Origin of the sequence: Paramesorhizobium deserti (assembly GCF_001558695.1) — a bacterium.
GTDB classification, from domain to species: domain Bacteria; phylum Pseudomonadota; class Alphaproteobacteria; order Rhizobiales; family Rhizobiaceae; genus Paramesorhizobium; species Paramesorhizobium deserti.
On sequence record NZ_LNTU01000023.1, the window covers coordinates 1 to 20520 of the forward strand.

Below are 20520 nucleotides of genomic sequence, written 5' to 3' on the forward strand. Positions count from 1 at the left end.
AATCTCCATCACGAGTTCCAGGAAGGCAGCAAGATCGAGGTGTCGGGGGTGAGCTTTGCCAGCGACAACGATCCGACCTGGGGCGGCATCGGCGCCGGCGGCACCTATAGCTGGGCCGACGGCCGATACGCGCTCCATGGCGACGTCTCGCTCGACACCAGCCTGGAGAATTTCGCCGACAGTTACAAGGTCAGCGGCAATCTCGGTATGAAGGTCAGGTGGTGAACAAGTATTCGCACGAGGCGGTGGGGAGCCGCGCTTCCGAACTCGCACTCACTTCCACTAGCTGGCCTGCTGCCGGTTTTTCGGATACGAGGTTAAGCTAACATAGCTCGTTCCTCGAACTCCACGGGGCTGAGATAGCCCAGGGTCGATTGCCGTCGCCTCGGATTGTAGAAGCGCTCGATATAGTCGAACACATCCGCCCTGGCGTCATCCCTCGTCCTGTAGACCTTGCGGGCTGTGCGATCGGTCTTGAGCGAGGAGAAGAAGCTCTCCATTGCCGCACTGTCCCAGACATTGCCCGACCGGCTCATCGAGCAGGTGATGCCGTGGTCGGCCATCAGCCTCTGGAACTGCTCGCTGGTATATTGGGCTCCCCTGATCCGAATGATGCATGAGGCTGTCTGGTCTGCCCCTGCGCCAGATCGCCATGATGAGGGCGTCGGTGACGAGCTGCGCCGTCATCTCGGCCTTCATCGCCCAGCCGACGACGCGGCGGGAGAACAGGTCGATGACGGCGGCGACATAAAGCCATCCCTCGGCGGTCCAGAGATAGGTGAAGTCGGCCACCCACTTGCGGTTCGGAGCCGATGCCTCGAACGCGCGATCGAGAAGGTTCTGTGACACCATTGTCCGCTCACCCGTGTCCTTCGGCAGCCCGCGCCGGCGTGGTCGCGCCCGCAGGCCGTTCTCCCGCATTAGCGCTCGATGCGGTGCAGGCCGCAGGAGAACCATCGGCGAGGACATCGTGCCAGACACGACGTGCGCCATAGGTGCGGTCGCTGCTCTTGAAGCTTCGATCGATTGCGCCGACGAGCGCCTTGTTGTGCCGCGACCGTGCGCTGGGAGGCCGGGTGAGCCAGGCATGAAAGCCCGACCGCGACACATCCAGCGCTTCGCAGAGCCATGCCACCGGCCAGATCGAGCGGTGCTTGCAATGAAGGCGAACCTCATATCGCGTCCTTTGCAAAGTAGGCTGCGGCCTTCCTAAGAAACACAGTCTCCAGCCACCATGGGTGCAAATTTCCTTGCCAATACGCTAGCACTGCGGATCGGATGGCTTTATCCTTCCGTTGGAGCAGGCCGAGAGCGACGGGCCTATTTAAGCTCGCTTACGTTAGCTTCTCCGTTATTTAAGTATCGATGGGATTATTTAAATAGCGCCACGCTGCCATGATGGATCCATGACCGATTCCGACCCGGAGCAGCGCCTTGGCCGATATATCGAAACTCCTGTCGCGGGCGAGATCGTGCGCGCCTTCGTTCCGCCGCCTCTGCCGCCGAAGCCGCAGATCGACGTGCTGGCGCTTCTGGACCGGCTGAGCCTCGCCGAGCGCGCGCACCGCAGATTGAGCCTGAGGCTACTTTCCGAAGCTCTGAGCCGGACGGCTTCGATGAGCGGTAATATCCTTTTCGTCGTCTTCACTTCGATGATTTTTGCCTATGCAACCGCGTTGTCCGGCGTCGGTGAAACCCTGGTCGCAATGCTTGAGACTGCAAACGTATCCCGCTTGACGTTCCTTCTGATCGTCATGGTGACCTTCGCTATCCTCGGATGCTTCATGGAAGGTCTCGGAATGATTGCGATCATCGTGCCGGTGATCTTCCCGGCGCTGATGGCGCTCAATGTGGATCCCATTTGGTTCGGCGTCTTCGTCGTGATCCTGGTGGAGCTTGGACAGCTTACGCCGCCGCTGGGCGTCATCCTCTTCGTCGTGGCAAGCTCTTCCGATAAGGTGAAGGTCGGGGATGTGATCATGGGTACGCTGCCCTTCTTCACCATCATCCTCATCTTCATGCTGCTGCTGATCGCTTTCCCGCAGATCGCGCTCTTCCTTCCATCGATTACTGCTGGATGATGCCATGGCTGCCACATACCCTTTTCCCGAACCCGTCGTTCTCGACGCGGAGGTTTTTACGGAATTGCCAGAGACGCACCGGCGCGCCGGCGTTTCGTCCTATTGGGCGGAGCGCAATCGCCATGGACAACCGGTCGACAGTTTTCTCGAAGGTCCGTCCTTCGACCGGGAGGGCAATCTGTGGTTCGTCGATATTCCCTTCGGCCGGATATTCCGGGCCGGCCCTAAAGGCGCGGTTCAGCAAATCGCTGAATATGACGGGCAGCCGAACGGGCTGAAGATCCATGAGGACGGCCGGGTTTTCATCGCGGACTTTCAGAACGGGATCATGCAGATCGACCCGGTCAGCGGTCACGTGAGCCATGCGCTGCGCGATTGCGACACTGAAGGGTTCAAGGGTTGCAACGATCTGCATTTCAGCAGGGACGGCGCGGTTTACTTTACCGACCAGGGACAGACCGGCCTCCAGGATCCAACGGGGCGGGTCTATAAATGGCAGCCCGAAACCGGCGCTCTGACATGTCTGATCGACAAGGTGCCGAGCCCCAACGGGCTGGTGCTCGATATCAACGAGCACGTCCTCTACCTTGCGGTGACCCGCGCCAATGCGGTCTGGAGGCTGCCGCTTTCGCAGAGCGGGCGCGTGAACAAGGCCGGGCTGTTCATCCAGTTTTCCGGCGGCCGGGCCGGGCCCGACGGCCTGGCGCTAACCGCCCAGAATGGCGTCGTCGTCTGTCAGACTGGCATGGGGCTCGTCTGGGTTCATGACGCACTTGGACGCCCGATCGCGGTTGTGCGTTCCCCTCGCGGGCTCGGCACGACTAATTGCGCCTTCGGCGGCGAAGAAGGGCGCACGCTTTTCATCACCGAATCCGATAGCGGAAGCATCCTGAAGGTCGAGTTCCCGAGAGAGCTTCAGATCTCCGGCGCGCCGATGTTTTCCGGAGCGTGCGGCTAGAAGCTGTACGGCGTTCCGGATTTCAATGCCACGCTCTAATTCCTCATCGGTGGCAGCTCGATGCCGGGGTTGATCACGCCGATCATTTGTTCTTCGGGGAGCGTGCCTTCTATCCAATTGTTCAACTGCTCGATTGTTAGCGGCTGAGCATAATAGCCCCGCTCGTCGGCCCGTGACTCCATGAGATATCCATTGTCGTCGGATTGGCGATCGACGATAACGCTCCTCGAGGCTTCGGACAGCTCTCTCAGCTTATCGTTGGGCAATGCCTCTTCATTGTAGAGAATATATTCGAAGAACTCCTGCTTCTCTTCGGGCGTGTCATAGCCGCGATACTCGGCCAGTTGCTCCAGGAGCGGGAACAGTGGGCGACCGATCGCCTCATCGGAGGCGCCCAAATCATCCCTGCCTTCCGCCAGGATCTCTGCGCGCTCTTCGTCCACCGGCGGTTCCAGATTGGTCAGGATGGACTTCATGTCTGCTTCGAAATATGTGCGCTGGTTCTCCTTCGAGTTCCAGTGCAGGATTGCCGCGCCGCCCAGCCAGACCGCTGCTGCAATCCACCCCAATGGTCCCGCCCAGGAGGAGCCGGCAAATATGGCAATGGCGTGAGCCGTGCTGACGGCACCCATCGAGGTCCAAACGACACCGCCCAGCGTATTGCCGTTGGAAAATTCAGTGCCGGCGGTCCAGAAGGCGATCGGGCCCGTTAGCGCCGAAACCGTGTTTCCGAGGACCCTGATAGCGCCAGGGCCGTTCACGAATCCGGTGCGGGTAAATCGATCAAGGCGTCCGCCCTGATTGAAGATGCTGGCCATTCCCGTTGCCGGTCTGACATGCCTGCCCTGTGGAATAAAGAAGTTCTGGACACCGGCGGCCGCCACGCGAGACATGTCCACCCCAGCCAGAGTGCCGAAGACCACCGCCCAGGCCTTGTCGTCGAGGCGGTCGGAGGCCATGAACTCATCGAAGCCCCAGATGTTCAGAGCGCCACTGATGGAGCTAAAGGGAATCGCCGCGGCCCGCTGGCCACGCAAACCTTCCTGTGGCTCGAAAGTCTGTCCTCCTACTGCAGTATTCCAGCGATTGGTGATGTTTTCCGCAATGGGCGACGGGTTTACCAAGGCCGTTGAAACCTGCAGGCTCGAATTCTTGATTTCGCGCGAGAGGAAGCCGCCGCTCGGGCCGTTGGGCTGCCCATTTTCCAGTGCTTCCAATGTCATCAGGAGCGCTGCGCCATGAACGGGTTGGTCGCGCAGGGCCTCAAGGGCTTCCTCGCGGCTCTTGCCCTCCAGGCCATTCAGGATCTCCTGCACCGGTCCTGGCAGTCCCTCCATTCCGGGAGGCAGGTCGATAATGTCGGAATCCGGATTTTCGAGCTGGTCTTCTATTTTGTCATAGATGTCCAGAGCGTCGTTGAATACGGTGTTAAACTCCTCGTTGGAGACATTCGCGTAGAGGGAAGCATATTCCTGGAACAGTTCGGAATCCCCGAGCCTTGCCTCGATCTGCTCCAGCGTCAAGGTGGGGAGCGGTTCCTGTGACATGCCCAGGCCGGACGCCCCAATCATCGAGATCGAGTTTTCGTCGCCTTCCTTGCCGAGAAGCGTTGTTTTCAGATCTCCGTGCTCACCGGTCAAACGCTCATAGCCGTCAAGGCCGTATCCCTCAAGGTTGCGCAACGACTCGGGCAAGGCTTCCAAGGCCGCGTTCGTCGCGACAGCGCCGGCGAAAAGGCGTTCGAAATCCCTAACGGTTTCCGGGTTCTCCTCAAGGTTGCCGTGTTCGGTAGCGCCGATCGCCCGCTGGCGGTCCTCCTCGGGGACAAGCCCCTCCAGATGACTCCCTGCATATTGTGGATCACCGAAGAGGCGAACATAGTCCTGCGTGGTCTGATCCGCGTCTTGCGTCAGTTTGTTGACACCGACGGAGACCATATGCAGCATGTTGTCGGCAGCGCCATCCCAGCCCTTTTCCGCGTAGACGTCTGCCATGGCAATCGCCAGGGTCGCGCCATCTCCGTTGCCGATGCTTTCTGCAATACCCAATCGCAGCATCCGGTCGCCGGCCGTCCCCGCTTCGGGGTTCAGGTCGCCACTATCGGCGTCGACCAACAGTTCCGCGAGGCGGGAGACACCTTCGGGAATCTGCATCCGCCCATTTTCATCGAGTTCCGCAGATGCGCCGGCCTGGGTGGCAACCACGGTCAAGTCGCTGAGCAGTTCGGCCTCTTCATCAGAGATCGTCCCATCTCCGTCCGCAGACGTCTCCTGCAGCGGATAGACGATCTCGGCCAGCCGCGAGGTCGGCGGATTGTCCTCGCCCTCATAGGTTCCGGTCGGCGGCATCTCCGAAAGCTCGACGAGGATCTGGTCGGCACGCTCGGCGGGAACACCAAACAATTGGAGTTCCAGCGAGTCGCCATCGGTGATCCTCTCGGCCACATCCGTGACCATCACCTGATGTTTTGCAGCCTCCAGCGCATCCAAGTAACCCTGATCCACTGTCAGCGTTTCAGGGTTGATCGGGCCGTAAAAAGCCAGTTCCGCGATGAAGTCGTTTACGACCTGGTCACTGTCGAAATCGGATGAGGTCGGGTAGGGCGGATTGATCTTGCGGCGCAAGGCATCTGCCAAATCCTCCTGGAAGGCGCTCCAGTCCCCGCTCTCAATCGCGGCCGCCCCGCTTTCCCGCAGGCCGGAAAACAGCCCATTCATGTTCATACTGAAGGAATCTGCCCGGGAGTCGATCAGGTCCGACAGCCCCTCGGCTTGCGGCAGAATGGCTTTCAAATGGTCCCTGATCCCATTCGCCTCGGCTTCGAACGCTTCACCGTTCATTATGCCGGCGGCGGAGATGAGTTCGGCGTCCACAAGCCCTTGTAGCTCGCTTTTCTGGGCTTCCGACAGATCATCGATGGAACTCACTCCATCGAGAATCCTAGACATTCCCAAGACGTCCTGCATGCGCTCGTCGCTGAGGACTGTGATCACATGCGTTTCCGGCAAGCCGTCGGGATCGGCGCGCATTTCGGGATTGATCTGCGTCAAAAGCTCCGCGTATTGCTCGGCATAGTCCTTGTCGGGATCGAAACCGAACCTTTCCGCCACTTCCGGGTCGAGATTCTCGTCGTAACCGAGCTGCCGTGCGACCTCGATGAGCGAATCGTTCTCCTGTGCCCTGTAGGTAATCTGGCCTGTGGGACTGTCATTCGCGGGATTGCTGCCGTCGAGCTCGGTTCTGGGTTCTTGCGCCGGCGCGATGTTATAAACCGGCACCACGTTGAACGGCTCATTCCCGCCCGCCTGCGGTGCATGGTATGCGAAGATGGTGGGTGAGTTCAGGGTCGGATCGAACCCGTTCGTGGGGGCGATAATATTGTTTCGGGGATGGCTGTTTCCTGCATGCGATTCATGATTCCGAACAGAATTGCCGGAGTTGTTCGCCGAGGCCGGCTGGATATTCCTGGAGCTGTTTTGCTCGACGATCCTGTTCCAGATAGCGGATGAATCCTGATTTTCTTTATTAATACGCAGTGCCAATCTGTTGATAATTCTGGTAATCACAGGAATTGTCCCTCCTAACAATATTCACCCGATCAACATCACCGCTTTCATCGTTGGAATCACCAACTTCTCCGCGAGTCAGCCGTGCGTTCAGCCCAGTGACAGAATTATGTACTTCGGGCGATTGTGCACAACAAAATAAATTTCAATTTGTAATGAACTTCCTGTTCCATTCTGTTTGGGATGTTCTTAGCAAGGGCACCTCTGGCGGTTGGGCGCGGGAAGTCCGCACCATCGATGTCCTCTGAAGGACTATCGACGGCTTGCGTGCTCTTTGCTCAACAACAGAATGCCAGAATTATTTCAACGGCCCGAATTAGACTGAGCGCACACTGCTCCGGCGCTAAAGACGTATTCTTTATACCAAGCAAACGAAAGAGAGCGGACTGAACAAATTCTTATTATACTCGATGGTGGGCATTCGATTTGTGCAACTCCTGATATGCAAAGGTGTTTTCTCTTCTGACGGCAATAATTTGGGATTGTTTTGATAGCCTGAAACCATCACCATTCGACTTGTTGCACTGCACTATCGTCCGCAGCAAAGTTTCGAGCGGACTGAGCTATCGCAAGCATCGCCGTTAAGGCTCGATCAACCAGAGCAATCCGGAAGAAGGAAAATTCCATGAGTACGGTCGTGAATGCTAAGGGGATCGAACTTTATTACAGCGGAAATCCCGCCCATCATTTTTCGGCGACCAATTCCGGCCCGGAATTATATGGAACTGCGAAAAACGATGCTTTCTGGGGCGATAGCAGCGTACGTCTCACCATGTTTGGCGGTGAGGGTGACGATATCTATCACCTCTACTCGTCGAAGAACAAAGTTTTCGAGGCGGCAGGTGAAGGGGTCGATACGATCGATACCTGGATGAGCTATCGCCTGCCCGACAATTTCGAGAATCTGATCGTCACCGGCAGCAACCGATATGCATTTGGCAATGACGGCGACAACATCATCACCGGCGGTTCTGGCCAGCAGACGATCGACGGCGGGTTGGGAGATGACGTTCTGATCGGCGGCGCGGGCAATGACATATTCGCGCTGACCAAGGGGCACGGTAGCGACCTGATCGTCGATTTCGAAGCGGGCGATACAGTCCGTCTTACGGGCTACGGCTTTACCTCTTTCGCTAATATCGAGGCGCGGATGTCCCAGAGGGGTGACGACGTGCGGGTCGATCTCGGAGAGGGGGAGAGCCTCGTCTTTGCTGGCACAACTATTGCCGAGCTCGATCCTGGCCAGTTCAAATACGGTCTCGATAAATCAGAGATGAGCCTCACCTTCTCCGATAATTTCGACACGCTGGACCTTTGGAACGGCGAAAGCGGCACCTGGAATTCCAATTACTGGTGGGGTGGGGAGAACGGTAACACGCTGCATGGAAATGGCGAGCTTCAGTGGTATATCGATACGAATTACGAACCGACGAGCTCCGTCAATCCGTTTAGCGTCGACAATGGTGTTCTTACTATCACGGCTGCGCAGGCCTCAGATGACATCAAGCCCTATATCAACGATTACGACTATACGTCGGGCATGCTGACGACGCACAGTTCCTTCGCCCAGACCTACGGCTATTTCGAGATGCGGGCGGATCTGCCGGAAACCCAAGGGCTTTGGCCGGCCTTCTGGCTCTTGCCGGAAAGCGGTGCCTGGCCGCCGGAACTCGATGTCGTGGAAATGATCGGCCAGCAGCCGAACACGCTTCATCTTACCGCCCATTCGGAAGCAAGCGGCGAACACACGCAGGACCGTTCGACCGTCTATGTCGCGGATACAGAAGGTTTTCACACCTACGGCGTGCTGTGGACGCCGGAAACGCTTACCTGGTATATCGACGGCACGGAGGTCGCGAGCACCGATACGCCCGATGATATGCATGAGCCGATGTATATGATTGCCAACTTGGCAGTCGGTGGATTGGCGGGGGCGCCGGCGGACGGCCTCGCGACGCCTGGCGAGATGAAGATCGATTATATCCGCGCCTACTCGCTGGACAGTTTGATGCAGGCTTCGGCAAGCACCCTGATCGATACATCAGAAACGGCTCTTGCGGCGGCTGGCAGTACGGTCTCTTCCACAACGCAAACCGCATCGACGACAGAGAATTGGGAAACCGACGTTCCTGTCTTTGCCAACCAGAGCACTTATGGCGGAACGGGGAACGGCGGCTACGCAAGCGAAGTCGGTACCGCTGGTTACGATACTTCCGCTGAGCCGGAACATACGACGGCGGATGTGAGTCACCTTGATGCAGGGGCGCCAGCGCTGCCGGGCGACTACTGGTTCGATCCGGAGCCTATCGGGACCCTGGTTTAGCGTCGTGCGGCCGGCCGGGCTTCGGGCAATCATAACAGGCAGTGTCATTCATATCGGCGTCTTCTCTTTTGCACTGAATGCCCTGCTTCTGGTGACGCCGCTCTATATGCTGCAGATCTATGACCGGGTTATCCCTTCATCCAGCCGGGAAACGCTTTTCTATCTCTCCCTGATCGCGATTCTCTCGCTGGCGTTTCTCGGGTTCCTGGACATCATCCGCGCGCTTTATGCCGAACGCGTTGCCGCGAAGCTCGACAGCAGGCTCGTCTCCCGGGCATTTGTGGCATCGGTAGCAGGCCGGCGTGGAGGCCCAGGTGACATCGGACCTCTGCGCGACCTTGCAACAGTCCGGACATTCATAGGATCGCGCAGTTTTTCATCGCTTTTCGATTTGCCTTTCGCGCCGCTTTTCGTCCTTCTTCTCTATTTCGTCCATCCTGTTCTCTGTCTTTTGACCCTCTGCGGCATGCTCCTGATGATCCTGCTCGCGGGTCTGAACCAGCTTGCGAACGGCCGGAGCGAAACCAGGGCGGCGGAGCTCTTCGTCGCCGGCGATGCCACGGCGCAGGCTTTCTCGCGCAATGCCGACACGCTTTTCGCCATGGGAATGGTCCGCGGCGCGACCGAGGCATGGGGACGGAGCTTTGCCGAAGCGCTGCGGGTGCAGGCGCGCTCGCTTGCCGTCAATGCTGTCTTCGGCGGCATCGCACGGGCCTTCCGCATGATGTTGCAACTCGCCATTCTCGGGCTCGGCGCTTGGCTCGTCCTGAAAGGCGAGATGACGGCGGGCATGATCTTCGCCGCCTCGATCATTTCCGGGCGGGCGCTGCAGCCGATCGACCAGTTGATCGGCGGCTGGCGGCAGACCGTTCAGGCGGGGCGCGCGTGGCGGCATTTGCAGGCAGCTCTTCAACGGCATTCCGGCGGGGTGGAAAAGATCCGGCTGCCAGAGCCGCGCGGCATGATCGATGTGAAAAACCTCGTCTATTTCGCGCCGAATGCGCAGCCGGGCGCCGAGCCGATCATCAGGCAAGTGAGCTTTCATATCGATGCCGGCGAGGCGGTGGCGATCATCGGTCCAAGCCGGGCGGGGAAATCGACGCTGGCGCGGCTTCTCGTCGGCGCGGCTTTGCCGAGCGGCGGCAGCATCAGGATCGACGGTGCGGAGCTGAAATCATGGGACGGCGAACAGATCGGGAGGGCGATCGGCTATCTGGCGCAGGATGTGGAGCTCATGCCTGGAACGATCGCGGCCAACGTTTCGCGTTTCGATCCACAAGCCGATGACGGGAAGATCATCGAAGCTGCAAGACGTGCGAAGGCTCATGGGATCATCCTGGCACAGCACAACGGCTATCAGACGGAGATCGGCACTTCCGTCGCTACCCTCTCAGGGGGAGAACGCCAGCGGATCGGCCTCGCCCGGGCCTTCTTCGGCGATCCCTGCATTCTCGTTCTCGATGAGCCCAACGCGCATCTCGACAGCGAAGGAGAGGCGGCGCTGCTGCAGGCGCTTTCCGACGCGCGGCGGAGAAAGACCACGCTTATCATCATCACGCATAATATGAAGCTCGCGGCATCCTGCGACCGCGTGATGGTGCTGAAAAACGGTGCCATCGAAGCCTTCGGGCCGAATGCAGACGTGCTTGGCAAATTGATGCGGGCATCGGAGCCGCGGCATAGCGCGGCGTCGTTCGTTCCGGTCATGCGGGCCAGGCAGCGCACATGAGCAGGGAGGAAGCCGTGATGACGGACGGGGCTTTCCTGTGGAAGGAGCGGATCGGACGGGGAGCGGGCGCGATCGCCGCTGTCGGGTATGCGGCAATGGCACTCTTCGCCGCGGGGTTCGGCTATTGGGCGGCTACCGCGCCCCTTGCCGGCGCTGCCGTGGCTTCCGGGGTGATTGCCGCACCCGGCAGAAATGTCATCGTCCAGCATCTTGATGGCGGGATCATCAAGAATATCCTTGTCCGCGAGGGCGATCGGGTCAGGGCAGGGCAGCCCCTTGTCGTCCTCGACCCGATTATAGCCGAGACACAGCTCCATCGGCTGATGAAGCGGACCGTAACGCTCACCAGCAGCATCTCGCGGCTTGAGGTGGAACGCGACGGAGCGTCTGAACTCGTCCTTCCCGGCGAGACCGATTTCGATTTCGGGGTCGATGGGATCGGCAAGCTCATCGCTGAGCAGCAGAAGGAATTTGCCGCGCGACTGGCGCGGTTCCGCTCCGAACAGGACATTCTTCATCAGCGGGTTGCGGCCCTCAGGCAGACTGTCGTCGGCCTTCAGTCGCAGAGGCAAGCCATTCGCCGTCAAATTGTGGTTGTCGAAGAGGAACTGAGTCGGAAGAAGGGGCTGCTCGACCAAGGTCTTGCCGGTCGTTCCGATTATACGATGCTGCTGCGCAGCGAGGCCGATCTCATCGGCCAGGCGGGCATGATCGAGGCGCAGATCGCCTCTTCCACAACGCAGATCATGGAGGCCCGCGAGCAGATCGCACGGCTCGCGACGCAGCGGGTCGAAAAGGCGGTCTCCGAATTGACCGAGGCGCGCACTTCGCTTGCCGATGTTGAGGAACAGAGGAAGGCTGCCGAAGCGGTGCTCGAGCGAACCGTTATCCGCGCCCCGGTGGACGGGATTGTCGTTTCGTCGATCCACAATGCGACGGGCGGCGTCGTCGGGGCGGGGGAGAAGCTGATGGAGATCCTTCCGACGGCAGCGGTACCTGTAGTGGATGCCCGGCTCAGGCCGCAGGACATCGATGCCGTTCGTGCCGGCCAGCATGCGCGTCTTCGGCTTTCGGCACTCAATATGCGCAAGACACCGCAGGTGGACGGGACGGTGATGCTCGTTTCGGCGGACCGGCTGATGGACGAAGCCACACGGGAGCCCTATTACAGCGCCCGGCTCAAAATCGCGGACGCGCTTCCCGAAGGCGTCACCGCCGGGCAGATCCAGCCGGGCATGCCGGTCGAAGTGTTCATCAGTACCGGCGAACGGACATTCTTCGACTATCTCGTCCGTCCGCTTCTCGACTCGTTCAACCGGGCCTTCACCGAGGAGTAGGCATTTTGCCGCCGGCCACTTTTCACGCCTCGTTTGTATCGAAGGCCAGCACGGTCTTTTTCCGGGTCGGAAGGGCATAGCCGGCAATCAGCGCACCGATACCGATGATCGTCGACACGATGAATATCGTGATCGTCGCGTCTCGCAGGGCTTCCGGCGTGGTTGCCAGCGGATATCCCGCCGCATTGGCCGTCAGACCTGCTATCGCTGCTCCGATTGCGTAGCCTGCCGATTGCAATGTCGGGAGCAATGCGGAAGCCCGGTCGCGTTCGCCGCTGCGCGCCGATTCCATGACCGTCTGGCTCAAGAAGCCCCAACTGACACCAAAGCCCGTGCCGATGCTGATCTGTCCCGCCATGACGACAAGAGGCACATCCATCTCAAATCCGACGACAATGATGGCAAGTCCGGCAACGAGAAGCGTCGGTCCCAGCCTGATAAGCCAGGCGCGGCGGCGTGGATTCTGAATATTGGCAACAAGGATGGCGCACAGGCTCCACGCGATGGCGAAAGTTGCGTGGAACGCGCCGGCCATGGTCGGCCCATAGCCCCAAAGGTTCTGTAGCGTCATCACGAGGTAAACTGAGGTCGCGGCCTGGGCCACCGGCATGAACAGAACGATCCAAAGGCCGATGCCTACCGTCGTATTCAGGGCAAAAGCATCGGAGGGAAAGAGCGGTGTTGTGCTGCGGCGATCGAATGCCACGACGGAGGCAAGCACGATTGCGGCGCCGGCTACAAACAGCACCTCCATCGCCACGGTGCCCATGACACTGGCAAGCGCGACGAGCATGATGCCGCTGCCGATCGCTGCAAGACGGATAGCCGGCACCGATATGCGTTCTGCCGGCTCGGTGGAGCGCGGAACGATGCGCAATACCAGGGCAATGAAGATCAGCGACAGCGGCACATTGACCAGAAATGCGGCCCGCCAGGAGATATGCTCAGTCAACATGCCTGATACCAGCGGGCCGCCGAAGGCTGCGATCGCCCAGACCATGGCCTCGGCGCCGAACACCTTGGCGACAAGGCGCGAAGGAAACAGCTCCGGTATCAAGGCGTAGCAAATCGCCGCTATGATTCCTTCTCCCAGCCCTTGCAGGGCCCGCCCTATGAGCACTTCGGTCATTGATGTGGCAAAGGCGGCAATCAGCGTCCCGACAAGGAATAACAGCGCCGAGCCGACGAGAGCGGTCCGTGCGCCGAGCCGCGCCTTCAGCAAGGCTCCAGCCGCGCCGCCCACGATCGACAGAACGAGATAAAGCGTGAACGCCCAGGAAATCAGCGCAAGGCCGCCGATCTCCGCTACCGCTGTGGGCAGCGATGTGGATACCAGAAATCCGTTGAAGGCAAACAGAGCGACACCCAGGCAAAGCGTTGCCGTAGCTGCCGAATAGCGCGCCGTCAAAAGTTCCGACCAGCTTGTATCGCTGGACTCCGCAGTCTCGAGCATGGGAGTTTCCTCAATTTGAAAAGCTTCCTCTTTTATATTCCGCTTAATAAAACAAGCAATAGCTTTTCTAATCTTTTTGGCCTATGTTGTGATCATGCAGGATCGAACGACAAATCGCATGCTCTATTCGCTGAAAGTGGCCGGTCCACAGACGGCCGCCCGTCTCGCACAAAGGCTCTCCATAACACCGGTCGCCGTTCGGCAGATGCTGGGGCGGCTTTATGAAGCCGGTCTTGTCGGCTTCGAGGACAGCCGCGAGAGTGTCGGTCGGCCGAAACGATTCTGGCATCTGACGGATGCGGGAAATGGTCGGTTTCCCGACAATCACGCCGGTCTGACAGCGGATCTGCTTGCTTCCGTCAGCGCAGTCTTTGGCAATGAAGGATTGGACCGGCTGATTTCGCATCGCGAAGCGGCAACGCTTTCCGTCTATAGGGAAGCACTGGCGCCATTCGACACGCTCATTGCAAAGGTCGAGGAGCTGGCGCGCATCCGGTCGGCCGAAGGCTATATGGCTGAGGCGATCCCGATGCCGGACGGCGGAGTCCTGCTTGTCGAAAACCATTGCCCGATCTGCGTTGCGGCGACAGCTTGTCAGAAATTGTGCCGTTCCGAGCTTGAGGTGTTCCAGGCTGCCCTTGGTCCCGATGTCGAGATCAGACGTGTGGAGCATATTTTGAAAGGAGCGCGCCGCTGCGCCTATTCCATCATACAGACAGGAACGGGGCGTGTGCGAGCGGAGCAATGTGCAGCCGGTTAACACGCTCGTGCTTCGGTCCGATCTCAGCAAGCGGATCTGGTCGACGCCGGAACTAGCCTGAGGTGTCTGACGCCCGGCCCTTACCCGTTCCGGTAATCTCGATCAGGCTTGGTTCAATGCCCAAGCCGGTGCGGTCCGCGACCTCGCGCAACGCGAAGGACGAATTTATCTTCGTCACATGCGGCATGGCCGACAGCCAGAATTTATGGATGCGCTCGTAATCCTCGAGATCCTTGGCGGCGACGCGCAGGAGGTAGTCATATTCGCCGGACATGAGATAACAGACGAGGACATTGGGGCAGCGCCGCACCGCTGTTTCGAACTCTCGCAACTGCTTGTCCGCCTGGCCGGAGAGTGAGACGTTGACGATAACCGTTACCGGATGGCCGAGCATCTTGTTCGACAATCGCGCATGATAGCCGCGGATGACGCCGGATTTCTCCAGCATATCGAGCCGGCGCGAACAGGCGGATTGCGAAAGGCCAACCTTCTCCGCCAGCGTCGCATTGGACATGCGGCCGTCCTTCTGCAGATTGTCCAGAATGGCGAGATCAATCCTGTCCAGCGACATTGTTGAAAGATTCCCCGATTTTTTCCTGTTTTTGCGCAAGAGTATGCGGAAACTGCCCTTTGGTCGAGGAGATTTGGCAAGGACATGCGATTTCATCTGTGGTGATATGTCGCCTCAACCAGACCCACAACCAAATGAGGAGGAGGCAATATGCGTGTCGGCTGCCCCAAAGAAATCAAAAACCATGAATATCGCGTCGGTCTCACTCCGGGGGCCGTACGCGAATATGTCGCTCATGGCCACGAGGTCATTATCCAGTCCGGAGCTGGCACAGGAATTGGCGCTGACGATGGAGCCTATCAGGCCGCGGGCGCAAAGGTGGTCAAGTCCGCCGAAGACGTTTTCCAGCAGTCCGACATGATCGTGAAGGTCAAGGAGCCGCAGCCCTCCGAATGGGCCCAGCTGCGCGAAGGACAGCTTCTCTACACCTATTTGCATCTTGCACCGGATCCCGAACAGACCAAGGGGCTGCTTGCCTCGGGCGTCACGGCAATCGCCTATGAAACGGTGACGGATGATCGCGGCGGCTTGCCGCTCCTGGCACCCATGTCCGAAGTTGCCGGACGGCTTACGATACAGGCCGGCGCGACGGCACTGCAGAAGGCCAATGGTGGACGTGGTGTGCTGCTCGGCGGCGTGCCCGGTGTTCTTCCGGGTAAGGTCACCATCATCGGCGGCGGCGTCGTCGGTATCAATGCGGCCATGATGGCCACAGGTCTTGGCGCTGACGTGACCATTCTTGACCGCTCGATCCCGCGGTTGCGCCAGCTCGACGATCTCTTCCGCGGCCGTATCCATACACGCTATTCGACCATCGAGGCCCTGGAGGAGGAGGTCTTCTCAGCGGATGTTGTGGTCGGGGCGGTTCTCATCCCGGGTGCTGCGGCGCCGAAACTGGTAACGCGCGAAATGCTTTCGGGCATGAAGAAGGGCGCAGTGATCGTGGATGTCGCCATCGATCAGGGCGGATGCTTCGAAACATCCCATGCCACGACCCATTCCGAGCCGACCTACGAAGTCGACGGCATCATCCATTATTGCGTTGCCAATATGCCCGGCGCGGTGCCGGTAACCTCGGCTCATGCTCTCAACAATGCGACGCTGCAATATGGGCTACAGCTTGCCGATCGCGGCGTCACGGCGCTGATCGACAATCCGCATCTGCGCAATGGCCTCAACGTGCACAAGGGTCGTGTCACCAACCGTCCGGTGGCGGAAGCGCTCGGTCTCGAAATGGTGGAAGCCAGGACGATTCTTGCGGCCTGACGGCTGGAATATCCAAGAGTTCCGGCGGTTTTATCGGTGAACCGCCGGAGTTTCTGCTGTGTACTACATATGTCTGGACCACTCGTCCACCTGCCGGCGGGCTTCTTCCTTCGCGATACCATAGCGTTCCTGAAGCTGGCCGACCAGTTGATCACGATTGCCCGCGATCCTGTCGAGATCGTCGTCCGTCAAGTCACCCCATTGCTCCCTGACTTTTCCCTTCACCTGCTTCCATTGTCCCGCGATCTGATCCCAGTTCATCTGCATTCTCCTTCTTCCAGAAAAGACTTATCGGAGAACGGCTTGCCCGCCCGCAGGTTCCATGCCATCCCACGAGCGATGGAGATGGCTATTCAATGACAGTTCCGATGGAGTACCGGCTGGCGTCACAGAAATTCGAGGCATTTCTGGGCGAGGCTGCCGAGGAAGCCGGTCTGACGACGCGCAACCAGGCCTATACGATGGTTCAGGGGGTTCTGCTGGCTTTCAGGCGGCGATTGACCCTGGAGGAGGGGATCATCTTTGCTCAAGTGCTGCCGTCGATGCTGCGCGCCCTGTTCATCAGCGATTGGGATCCGCATGAGCTGCGGACGCAGGGGTGGGAACGCACCGTGCTGACACGGGAGGTCCAGCAGCTTCGCCGGTATCACAATCTATCTCCTGATACCGCTATCCGCGATGTGGCAGTCGTTTTGCGCAGGCACGTCGATGAGGCAGCGTTTGAGAGATGTCTGGCGCACCTGCCGCCGCCAGCTCGGGATTTCTGGTCTCCTACGGCTATCTGAAGTCAAAAACAGAAAAGCACCCGCGAAGGGTGCTTTTCATTCTCAGGCCGCGTGAGGCGTGCTGCGGTCAGGCCGATGCGGCGGCCACCGCAGTGCGGGTGCGCACGCCAAGCCCGATCATCAGCGTCGCCGCCAGGAGGATGCCGCCACCCGCCGTGAAGACGCCGATGGCGCCGCCCGTGTCGAAGATCACTCCGCCGATGCCTGCTCCCGTGGCGATGGCGAGCTGAAAGGCCGCGACGAGGAGCCCGCCGCCGGTTTCGGCCTCGTCGGGGATGGTGCGGGTGATCCATGTGGACCACGCGACCGGCACTGCGCCGAAGGCGAAGCCCCAGAGGGCGACCATCGCAGCAGCGGGAAGCAGAGCGCCGCCGGCAATGGCGAGACCGAGCCCGAGAAGCCCCATCATCAATGGCATGGTGAAGAGGGTCAGGCGCAGGCTTCGTTCCAGCATGACGCCGCCCATATAGGTACCGAGGAAATTGGCGACGCCGAAGCCAAGAAGAATCGCGGAGATGGAGGCGATGCCCGCACCCGTCACGGTTTCAAGGAACGGGCGGATATAGGTGAAGAGGGCGAAATGCCCGGTTATTTCCAATGTGAGGGCAATAAGGCCAAGCCCGACACCCGGACGCAACAACACGTCGACAAGCGTGCGTAAGCGCGCCGATCCGGTGGGGGCGAGCGAAGGAAGCGCGACGAACTGGACGATGAACGTCAGCACGCCAAGCCCTGCTGCTATGAGAAAGACGCCGCGCCAGCCCATGATGTCGCCAAGCAGGCTGCCGACCGGAGCGGCCAGCACCGTGGCGGCGGAGACGCCACTGAAGAGGATCGACAATGCGCGTGGAATGAGCGCCTCGGGGACGAGCCGCATCGTAATCGCCGCCGCCATGGTCCAGAAACCGCCAAGCGCGATGCCCAGCAGTATGCGGCCGGCGATGAGGATGGGTAGGCTCGGAGCAAAGGCGACGAGCAGATTGGAGAGGATCAAGAGGATCGAAAAAAACAGAAGCAGGTGACGCCGGTTGATGCGCCGCGTCACCGCGGTAACGAGAAGACTGGTTATCAACGCGACCATTGCCGTTGCCGTTACGGCTTGCCCGGCGGCACCTTCCGTTATACGCAGCTCCGCCGCCATCGGCGTCAACAGGCTGGCGGGAAGGAATTCCGCCGTGACCAACCCGAAGACGCCCAGCGTCATCGAAATGACCGCTCCCCAGGCAGGCTTTTCCCGCACCGGCTCGGGTGGAGAGGGTGGTGTCCGTTCATTCATGTGGTGGTGTCCCTTGTGCGATATTGTGCGTCGCAAAAGGATAGGGTGGACAAGTCGGACTTTCCATGCCAGTTAATCCGGTATGTTTGATCATAAGTCCGAAACGCGATCCAGCAAGCGTGCGCAGCCTCCGCGGGACCTGGTGAGCGAATTGCTTCTCGGCATGCGGCTCAACGGGGTTCACTACAAGCGGATACAGATGACGCCGCCCTTCGGTATCGGCTTCGGCGCCGTCGAGGGGCGGGCGCAATTCCACTTCGTGGCGCGCGGTCCGGTATTCCTGCGCACCGTCGGCGGTGTGATGCAGAAGCTCGATACGCATGATGCGATGCTCCTGCCGCGAGGCGGTCAGCATGAACTTCTCTCGGCGCTGGATCTGCCCAGCCGTGACATCGTCACCTATGAATCCATTCCGCTTTGCAAAACTGTTGGTGCGATCACGGCCTGCAAGGGAGAAACCTGCCCTTCGAAAGACGCGCTGATCTTCAGCGGCTGCATGGAATTCGATCTGGGCGGTATGCACCCGCTGGTGGGGTTGATGCCCGAGGTGATGCATGTCGGCACGCTACTTGGTCGGCAGCCCGAGATCCTGCCGATGCTGGAAGCCATGCAGCGCGAGACGTGCATGCAACGGGCCGGTTATGCCGGGATATTGGCGCGGCTTGCCGATGTGGTTTCCGCCTCGATCGTTCGCGGCTGGGTGGAATGCGGCTGCGGCGATGCGACGGGCTGGGTCGATGCCCTGCGTGATCCCAGGCTCAGCCGGGTGATCGCGGCGCTGCATCGCGACCCCGGCCGCGACTGGACGGTGGCCGAGCTTGCAGCGGAAATGGGCAGCTCCCGCTCGGTCTTTGCCGAGCGCTTCCTGGAGGTGACGGGCATGACGCCGGTCCGATATCTCACGGAATTGCGCATGCAACTCGCCGCTCAATGGATCGGGCGTGAGAAAATGCCGATCGAAAGCGTTGCGCACCGTCTGGGCTATGGATCGCAGGCGGCCTTCAGCCGGGCCTTCAAGCGCGTGATCGGGCGATCGCCCGGTGCGGTCCGCGCGGCTACCTTGTGAGATAGCTGACAGCAGGCTGCTGGGTTGAAAAAGCGCCGCTTTGCCTTGCGCGCGGGGTCTGAGCCGGCCATGAGTGGTCAACAGGATTCGCGCAGAATGGTTTGTTCATGAAGAGAAAAGAGGTCGTGATCATCGGCGGTGGCCCGGCCGGGCTGATGACGGCGGAGGTGCTGTCGCAGCGCGGCCATGGCGTGACGGTCTATGACGGCATGCCGACGGTCGGCCGCAAATTTCTGCTGGCAGGCAAATCCGGCCTCAACATTACCCATGCGGAAGATTATGCGCGCTTCGTGACTCGTTTTGGTCCGGCTTCGGAGCGTTTGCGCGCTGCTCTCGACGCGTTTACGCCTGATGATATGCGGGGCTGGGCCGTGGGTCTCGGCACGGAGACTTTCGTCGGCTCCTCCGGCCGCGTCTTTCCAGAAGTGATGAAGGCCTCGCCGCTTCTGCGCGCCTGGCTCCGCAGGCTTGAGGGGCAGGGCGTCAGGATCCTCACACGCCACCGCTGGGAAGGCTTTGCGGAGGACGGCTTTGTTTTCATGACGCCGCAGGGGCGGGAGGTGGTTCGCTGCGATGCTGTCCTGCTGGCGCTTGGCGGGGCGAGCTGGCCAAGGCTCGGCTCCGATGGGGCCTGGGTAGTGTGGCTAAGAGGCAGAGGCGTGGAGGTCAACGATCTCCGGCCCGCAAATTGCGGCTTCGATGTGAGCTGGAGCGAGAATTTTCGAGAGCGTTTCGCCGGTGTGCCAGTGAAATCCGTGACCGCCACGTCGGATGCGGGCACGTTCCAGGGCGAATTCGTGATCACGCGAAACGGTGTTGAAGGCAGCCTCGTCTATATCCATGCGGCAAGCCTGCGCGACAGGCTTGAAAAGGAGGGAAGGGGGCGGCTCAAGCTCGACCTCGCCCCCGGCAGGACGCTGGAGCGGTTGTCGCGCGATCTCACGCGGCAAGGGGTGAAAGCGAGCTTTTCCAGCCGGCTTCGCAAGGGCGCCGGCCTGGAGGGCGTCAAGGCGGCGCTGTTGCGGGAGGTTGCACCCGAGGTGGCCAAGGCCGATCCTGAGCAACTGGCCCGGACGATCAAGGCCTTGCCGCTTGCCGTGCTCAAGGCCCGTCCCATCGCGGAAGCCATTTCTTCGGCGGGCGGCATCTGCTGGAACGGCATCGATGAGAATTATATGCTGAAGGCGCTTCCGGGTGTGTTCGCCGCCGGCGAGATGCTCGACTGGGAGGCCCCGACCGGAGGCTATCTCCTCACCGCCTGCCTCGCCACCGGCAGGGCGGCGGCGAGGGGAATCGACGACTGGTTGCGGCGTTAGACGGGCACCGGTTTAGAAGACCGGTGTCCAGGA

At 60.1% G+C, this 20520-nt stretch carries 15 protein-coding genes and 2 pseudogenes; 11 read left to right on the top strand and 6 right to left on the bottom strand.

Features of this window, described 5'->3' with window-relative positions:
- The coding region (locus ATN84_RS12940; protein WP_153020228.1) for an autotransporter outer membrane beta-barrel domain-containing protein at positions 1-225 on the top strand (225 nt) is incomplete at its 5' end.
- A gap of 92 nt (positions 226-317) precedes the next feature.
- Here the strand turns inward: ATN84_RS12940 and ATN84_RS12945 are convergent.
- Positions 318-1209 (bottom strand): annotated as a pseudogene (locus ATN84_RS12945) (IS3 family transposase); the annotation flags it as partial.
- A 197-nt stretch (positions 1210-1406) separates the two neighbouring features.
- Here ATN84_RS12945 and ATN84_RS12950 point away from each other — a divergent pair.
- Together ATN84_RS12950 and ATN84_RS12955 are read left to right on the top strand one after the other, a co-directional pair.
- Entirely contained in the window at positions 1407-2081 is a 675-nt protein-coding gene (locus ATN84_RS12950) for a TRAP transporter large permease subunit (protein ID WP_201026371.1), read from the top strand.
- 4 nt (positions 2082-2085) lie between these two features.
- Positions 2086-3039, top strand: coding sequence for an SMP-30/gluconolactonase/LRE family protein (locus ATN84_RS12955; RefSeq protein WP_068882081.1), 954 nt, complete (start codon positions 2086-2088; stop codon positions 3037-3039).
- A 35-nt stretch (positions 3040-3074) separates the two neighbouring features.
- On the opposite strand, the gene ATN84_RS12960 is transcribed toward ATN84_RS12955, so the two are convergent.
- Complete coding sequence (locus ATN84_RS12960; RefSeq protein ID WP_153020229.1) at positions 3075-6605, bottom strand: hypothetical protein; 3531 nt, start codon at positions 6603-6605, stop codon at positions 3075-3077.
- A gap of 625 nt (positions 6606-7230) precedes the next feature.
- On the opposite strand from ATN84_RS12960, the pseudogene eglC reads away from it, so the two are divergent.
- The 3 genes and pseudogenes from eglC to ATN84_RS12975 form a co-directional block, all read left to right on the top strand.
- Positions 7231-8610: pseudogene (gene eglC, locus ATN84_RS12965) on the top strand (endo-1,3-1,4-beta-glycanase EglC); the annotation flags it as partial.
- A 322-nt stretch (positions 8611-8932) separates the two neighbouring features.
- Positions 8933-10657, top strand: a complete 1725-nt coding sequence (locus ATN84_RS12970) for a type I secretion system permease/ATPase (protein WP_068882083.1) — start codon at positions 8933-8935, stop codon at positions 10655-10657.
- Positions 10654-11994: an HlyD family type I secretion periplasmic adaptor subunit gene (locus ATN84_RS12975; protein ID WP_244491083.1), complete on the top strand. Its 1341-nt coding sequence runs from the start codon at positions 10654-10656 to the stop codon at positions 11992-11994. Before ATN84_RS12970 ends, ATN84_RS12975 begins: the two co-directional genes overlap by 4 nt.
- 22 nt (positions 11995-12016) lie before the next feature.
- Here the strand turns inward: ATN84_RS12975 and ATN84_RS12980 are convergent, their stop codons facing one another.
- Entirely contained in the window at positions 12017-13447 is a 1431-nt protein-coding gene (locus ATN84_RS12980; RefSeq protein WP_068882085.1) for an MFS transporter, read from the bottom strand.
- Positions 13448-13541: 94 nt separating this feature from the next.
- On the opposite strand from ATN84_RS12980, the gene ATN84_RS12985 reads away from it, so the two are divergent.
- Positions 13542-14207, top strand: a complete 666-nt coding sequence (locus ATN84_RS12985; protein WP_068882629.1) for a helix-turn-helix transcriptional regulator — start codon at positions 13542-13544, stop codon at positions 14205-14207.
- 52 nt (positions 14208-14259) lie between these two features.
- On the opposite strand, the gene ATN84_RS12990 is transcribed toward ATN84_RS12985, so the two are convergent.
- Positions 14260-14778, bottom strand: coding sequence for an Lrp/AsnC family transcriptional regulator (locus tag ATN84_RS12990; RefSeq protein WP_068882086.1), 519 nt, complete (start codon positions 14776-14778; stop codon positions 14260-14262).
- Positions 14779-14928: 150 nt separating this feature from the next.
- Between ATN84_RS12990 and ald the strand changes: the two genes are divergently transcribed.
- Entirely contained in the window at positions 14929-16044 is a 1116-nt protein-coding gene (ald, locus tag ATN84_RS12995) for an alanine dehydrogenase (RefSeq protein WP_068882087.1), read from the top strand.
- A gap of 63 nt (positions 16045-16107) precedes the next feature.
- Here ald and ATN84_RS13000 read toward each other — a convergent pair whose 3' ends face one another.
- The gene (locus ATN84_RS13000; RefSeq protein ID WP_068882630.1) at positions 16108-16305 is read right to left on the bottom strand and encodes a CsbD family protein; all 198 of its coding nucleotides are present in this window, start codon (positions 16303-16305) and stop codon (positions 16108-16110) included.
- A 95-nt stretch (positions 16306-16400) separates the two neighbouring features.
- Here ATN84_RS13000 and ATN84_RS13005 point away from each other — a divergent pair, with 95 nt between their 5' ends.
- Positions 16401-16829: a DUF2267 domain-containing protein gene (locus ATN84_RS13005; RefSeq protein ID WP_068882088.1), complete on the top strand. Its 429-nt coding sequence runs from the start codon at positions 16401-16403 to the stop codon at positions 16827-16829.
- 67 nt (positions 16830-16896) lie between these two features.
- Here ATN84_RS13005 and ATN84_RS13010 read toward each other — a convergent pair whose 3' ends face one another.
- Positions 16897-18105, bottom strand: a complete 1209-nt coding sequence (locus tag ATN84_RS13010; RefSeq protein ID WP_068882089.1) for an MFS transporter — start codon at positions 18103-18105, stop codon at positions 16897-16899.
- 142 nt (positions 18106-18247) lie between these two features.
- Here ATN84_RS13010 and ATN84_RS13015 point away from each other — a divergent pair, with 142 nt between their 5' ends.
- A complete protein-coding gene (locus tag ATN84_RS13015; RefSeq protein ID WP_342027681.1) occupies positions 18248-19171 on the top strand; it encodes an AraC family transcriptional regulator in 924 nt (307 codons plus the stop codon).
- A 107-nt stretch (positions 19172-19278) separates the two neighbouring features.
- On the top strand, positions 19279-20487 hold the full coding sequence (locus ATN84_RS13020) for a TIGR03862 family flavoprotein (RefSeq protein WP_068882631.1): 1209 nt from the start codon (positions 19279-19281) through the stop codon (positions 20485-20487).
- Positions 20488-20520 lie beyond the last annotated feature (33 nt).

Coding starts and splice junctions, on each gene's coding strand:
- ATN84_RS12950 (WP_201026371.1), top strand. CDS start 1,407: ATGACCGATTCCGACCCGGAGCAGCGCCTTGGCCGATATATCGAAACT.
- ATN84_RS12955 (WP_068882081.1), top strand. CDS start 2,086: ATGGCTGCCACATACCCTTTTCCCGAACCCGTCGTTCTCGACGCGGAG.
- ATN84_RS12975 (WP_244491083.1), top strand. CDS start 10,654: ATGAGCAGGGAGGAAGCCGTGATGACGGACGGGGCTTTCCTGTGGAAG.
- ATN84_RS12980 (WP_068882085.1), bottom strand. CDS start 13,447: ATGCTCGAGACTGCGGAGTCCAGCGATACAAGCTGGTCGGAACTTTTG.
- ATN84_RS12985 (WP_068882629.1), top strand. CDS start 13,542: ATGCAGGATCGAACGACAAATCGCATGCTCTATTCGCTGAAAGTGGCC.
- ATN84_RS12990 (WP_068882086.1), bottom strand. CDS start 14,778: ATGTCGCTGGACAGGATTGATCTCGCCATTCTGGACAATCTGCAGAAG.
- ald (WP_068882087.1), top strand. CDS start 14,929: ATGCGTGTCGGCTGCCCCAAAGAAATCAAAAACCATGAATATCGCGTC.
- ATN84_RS13000 (WP_068882630.1), bottom strand. CDS start 16,305: ATGAACTGGGATCAGATCGCGGGACAATGGAAGCAGGTGAAGGGAAAA.
- ATN84_RS13005 (WP_068882088.1), top strand. CDS start 16,401: ATGACAGTTCCGATGGAGTACCGGCTGGCGTCACAGAAATTCGAGGCA.
- ATN84_RS13010 (WP_068882089.1), bottom strand. CDS start 18,105: ATGAATGAACGGACACCACCCTCTCCACCCGAGCCGGTGCGGGAAAAG.
- ATN84_RS13020 (WP_068882631.1), top strand. CDS start 19,279: ATGAAGAGAAAAGAGGTCGTGATCATCGGCGGTGGCCCGGCCGGGCTG.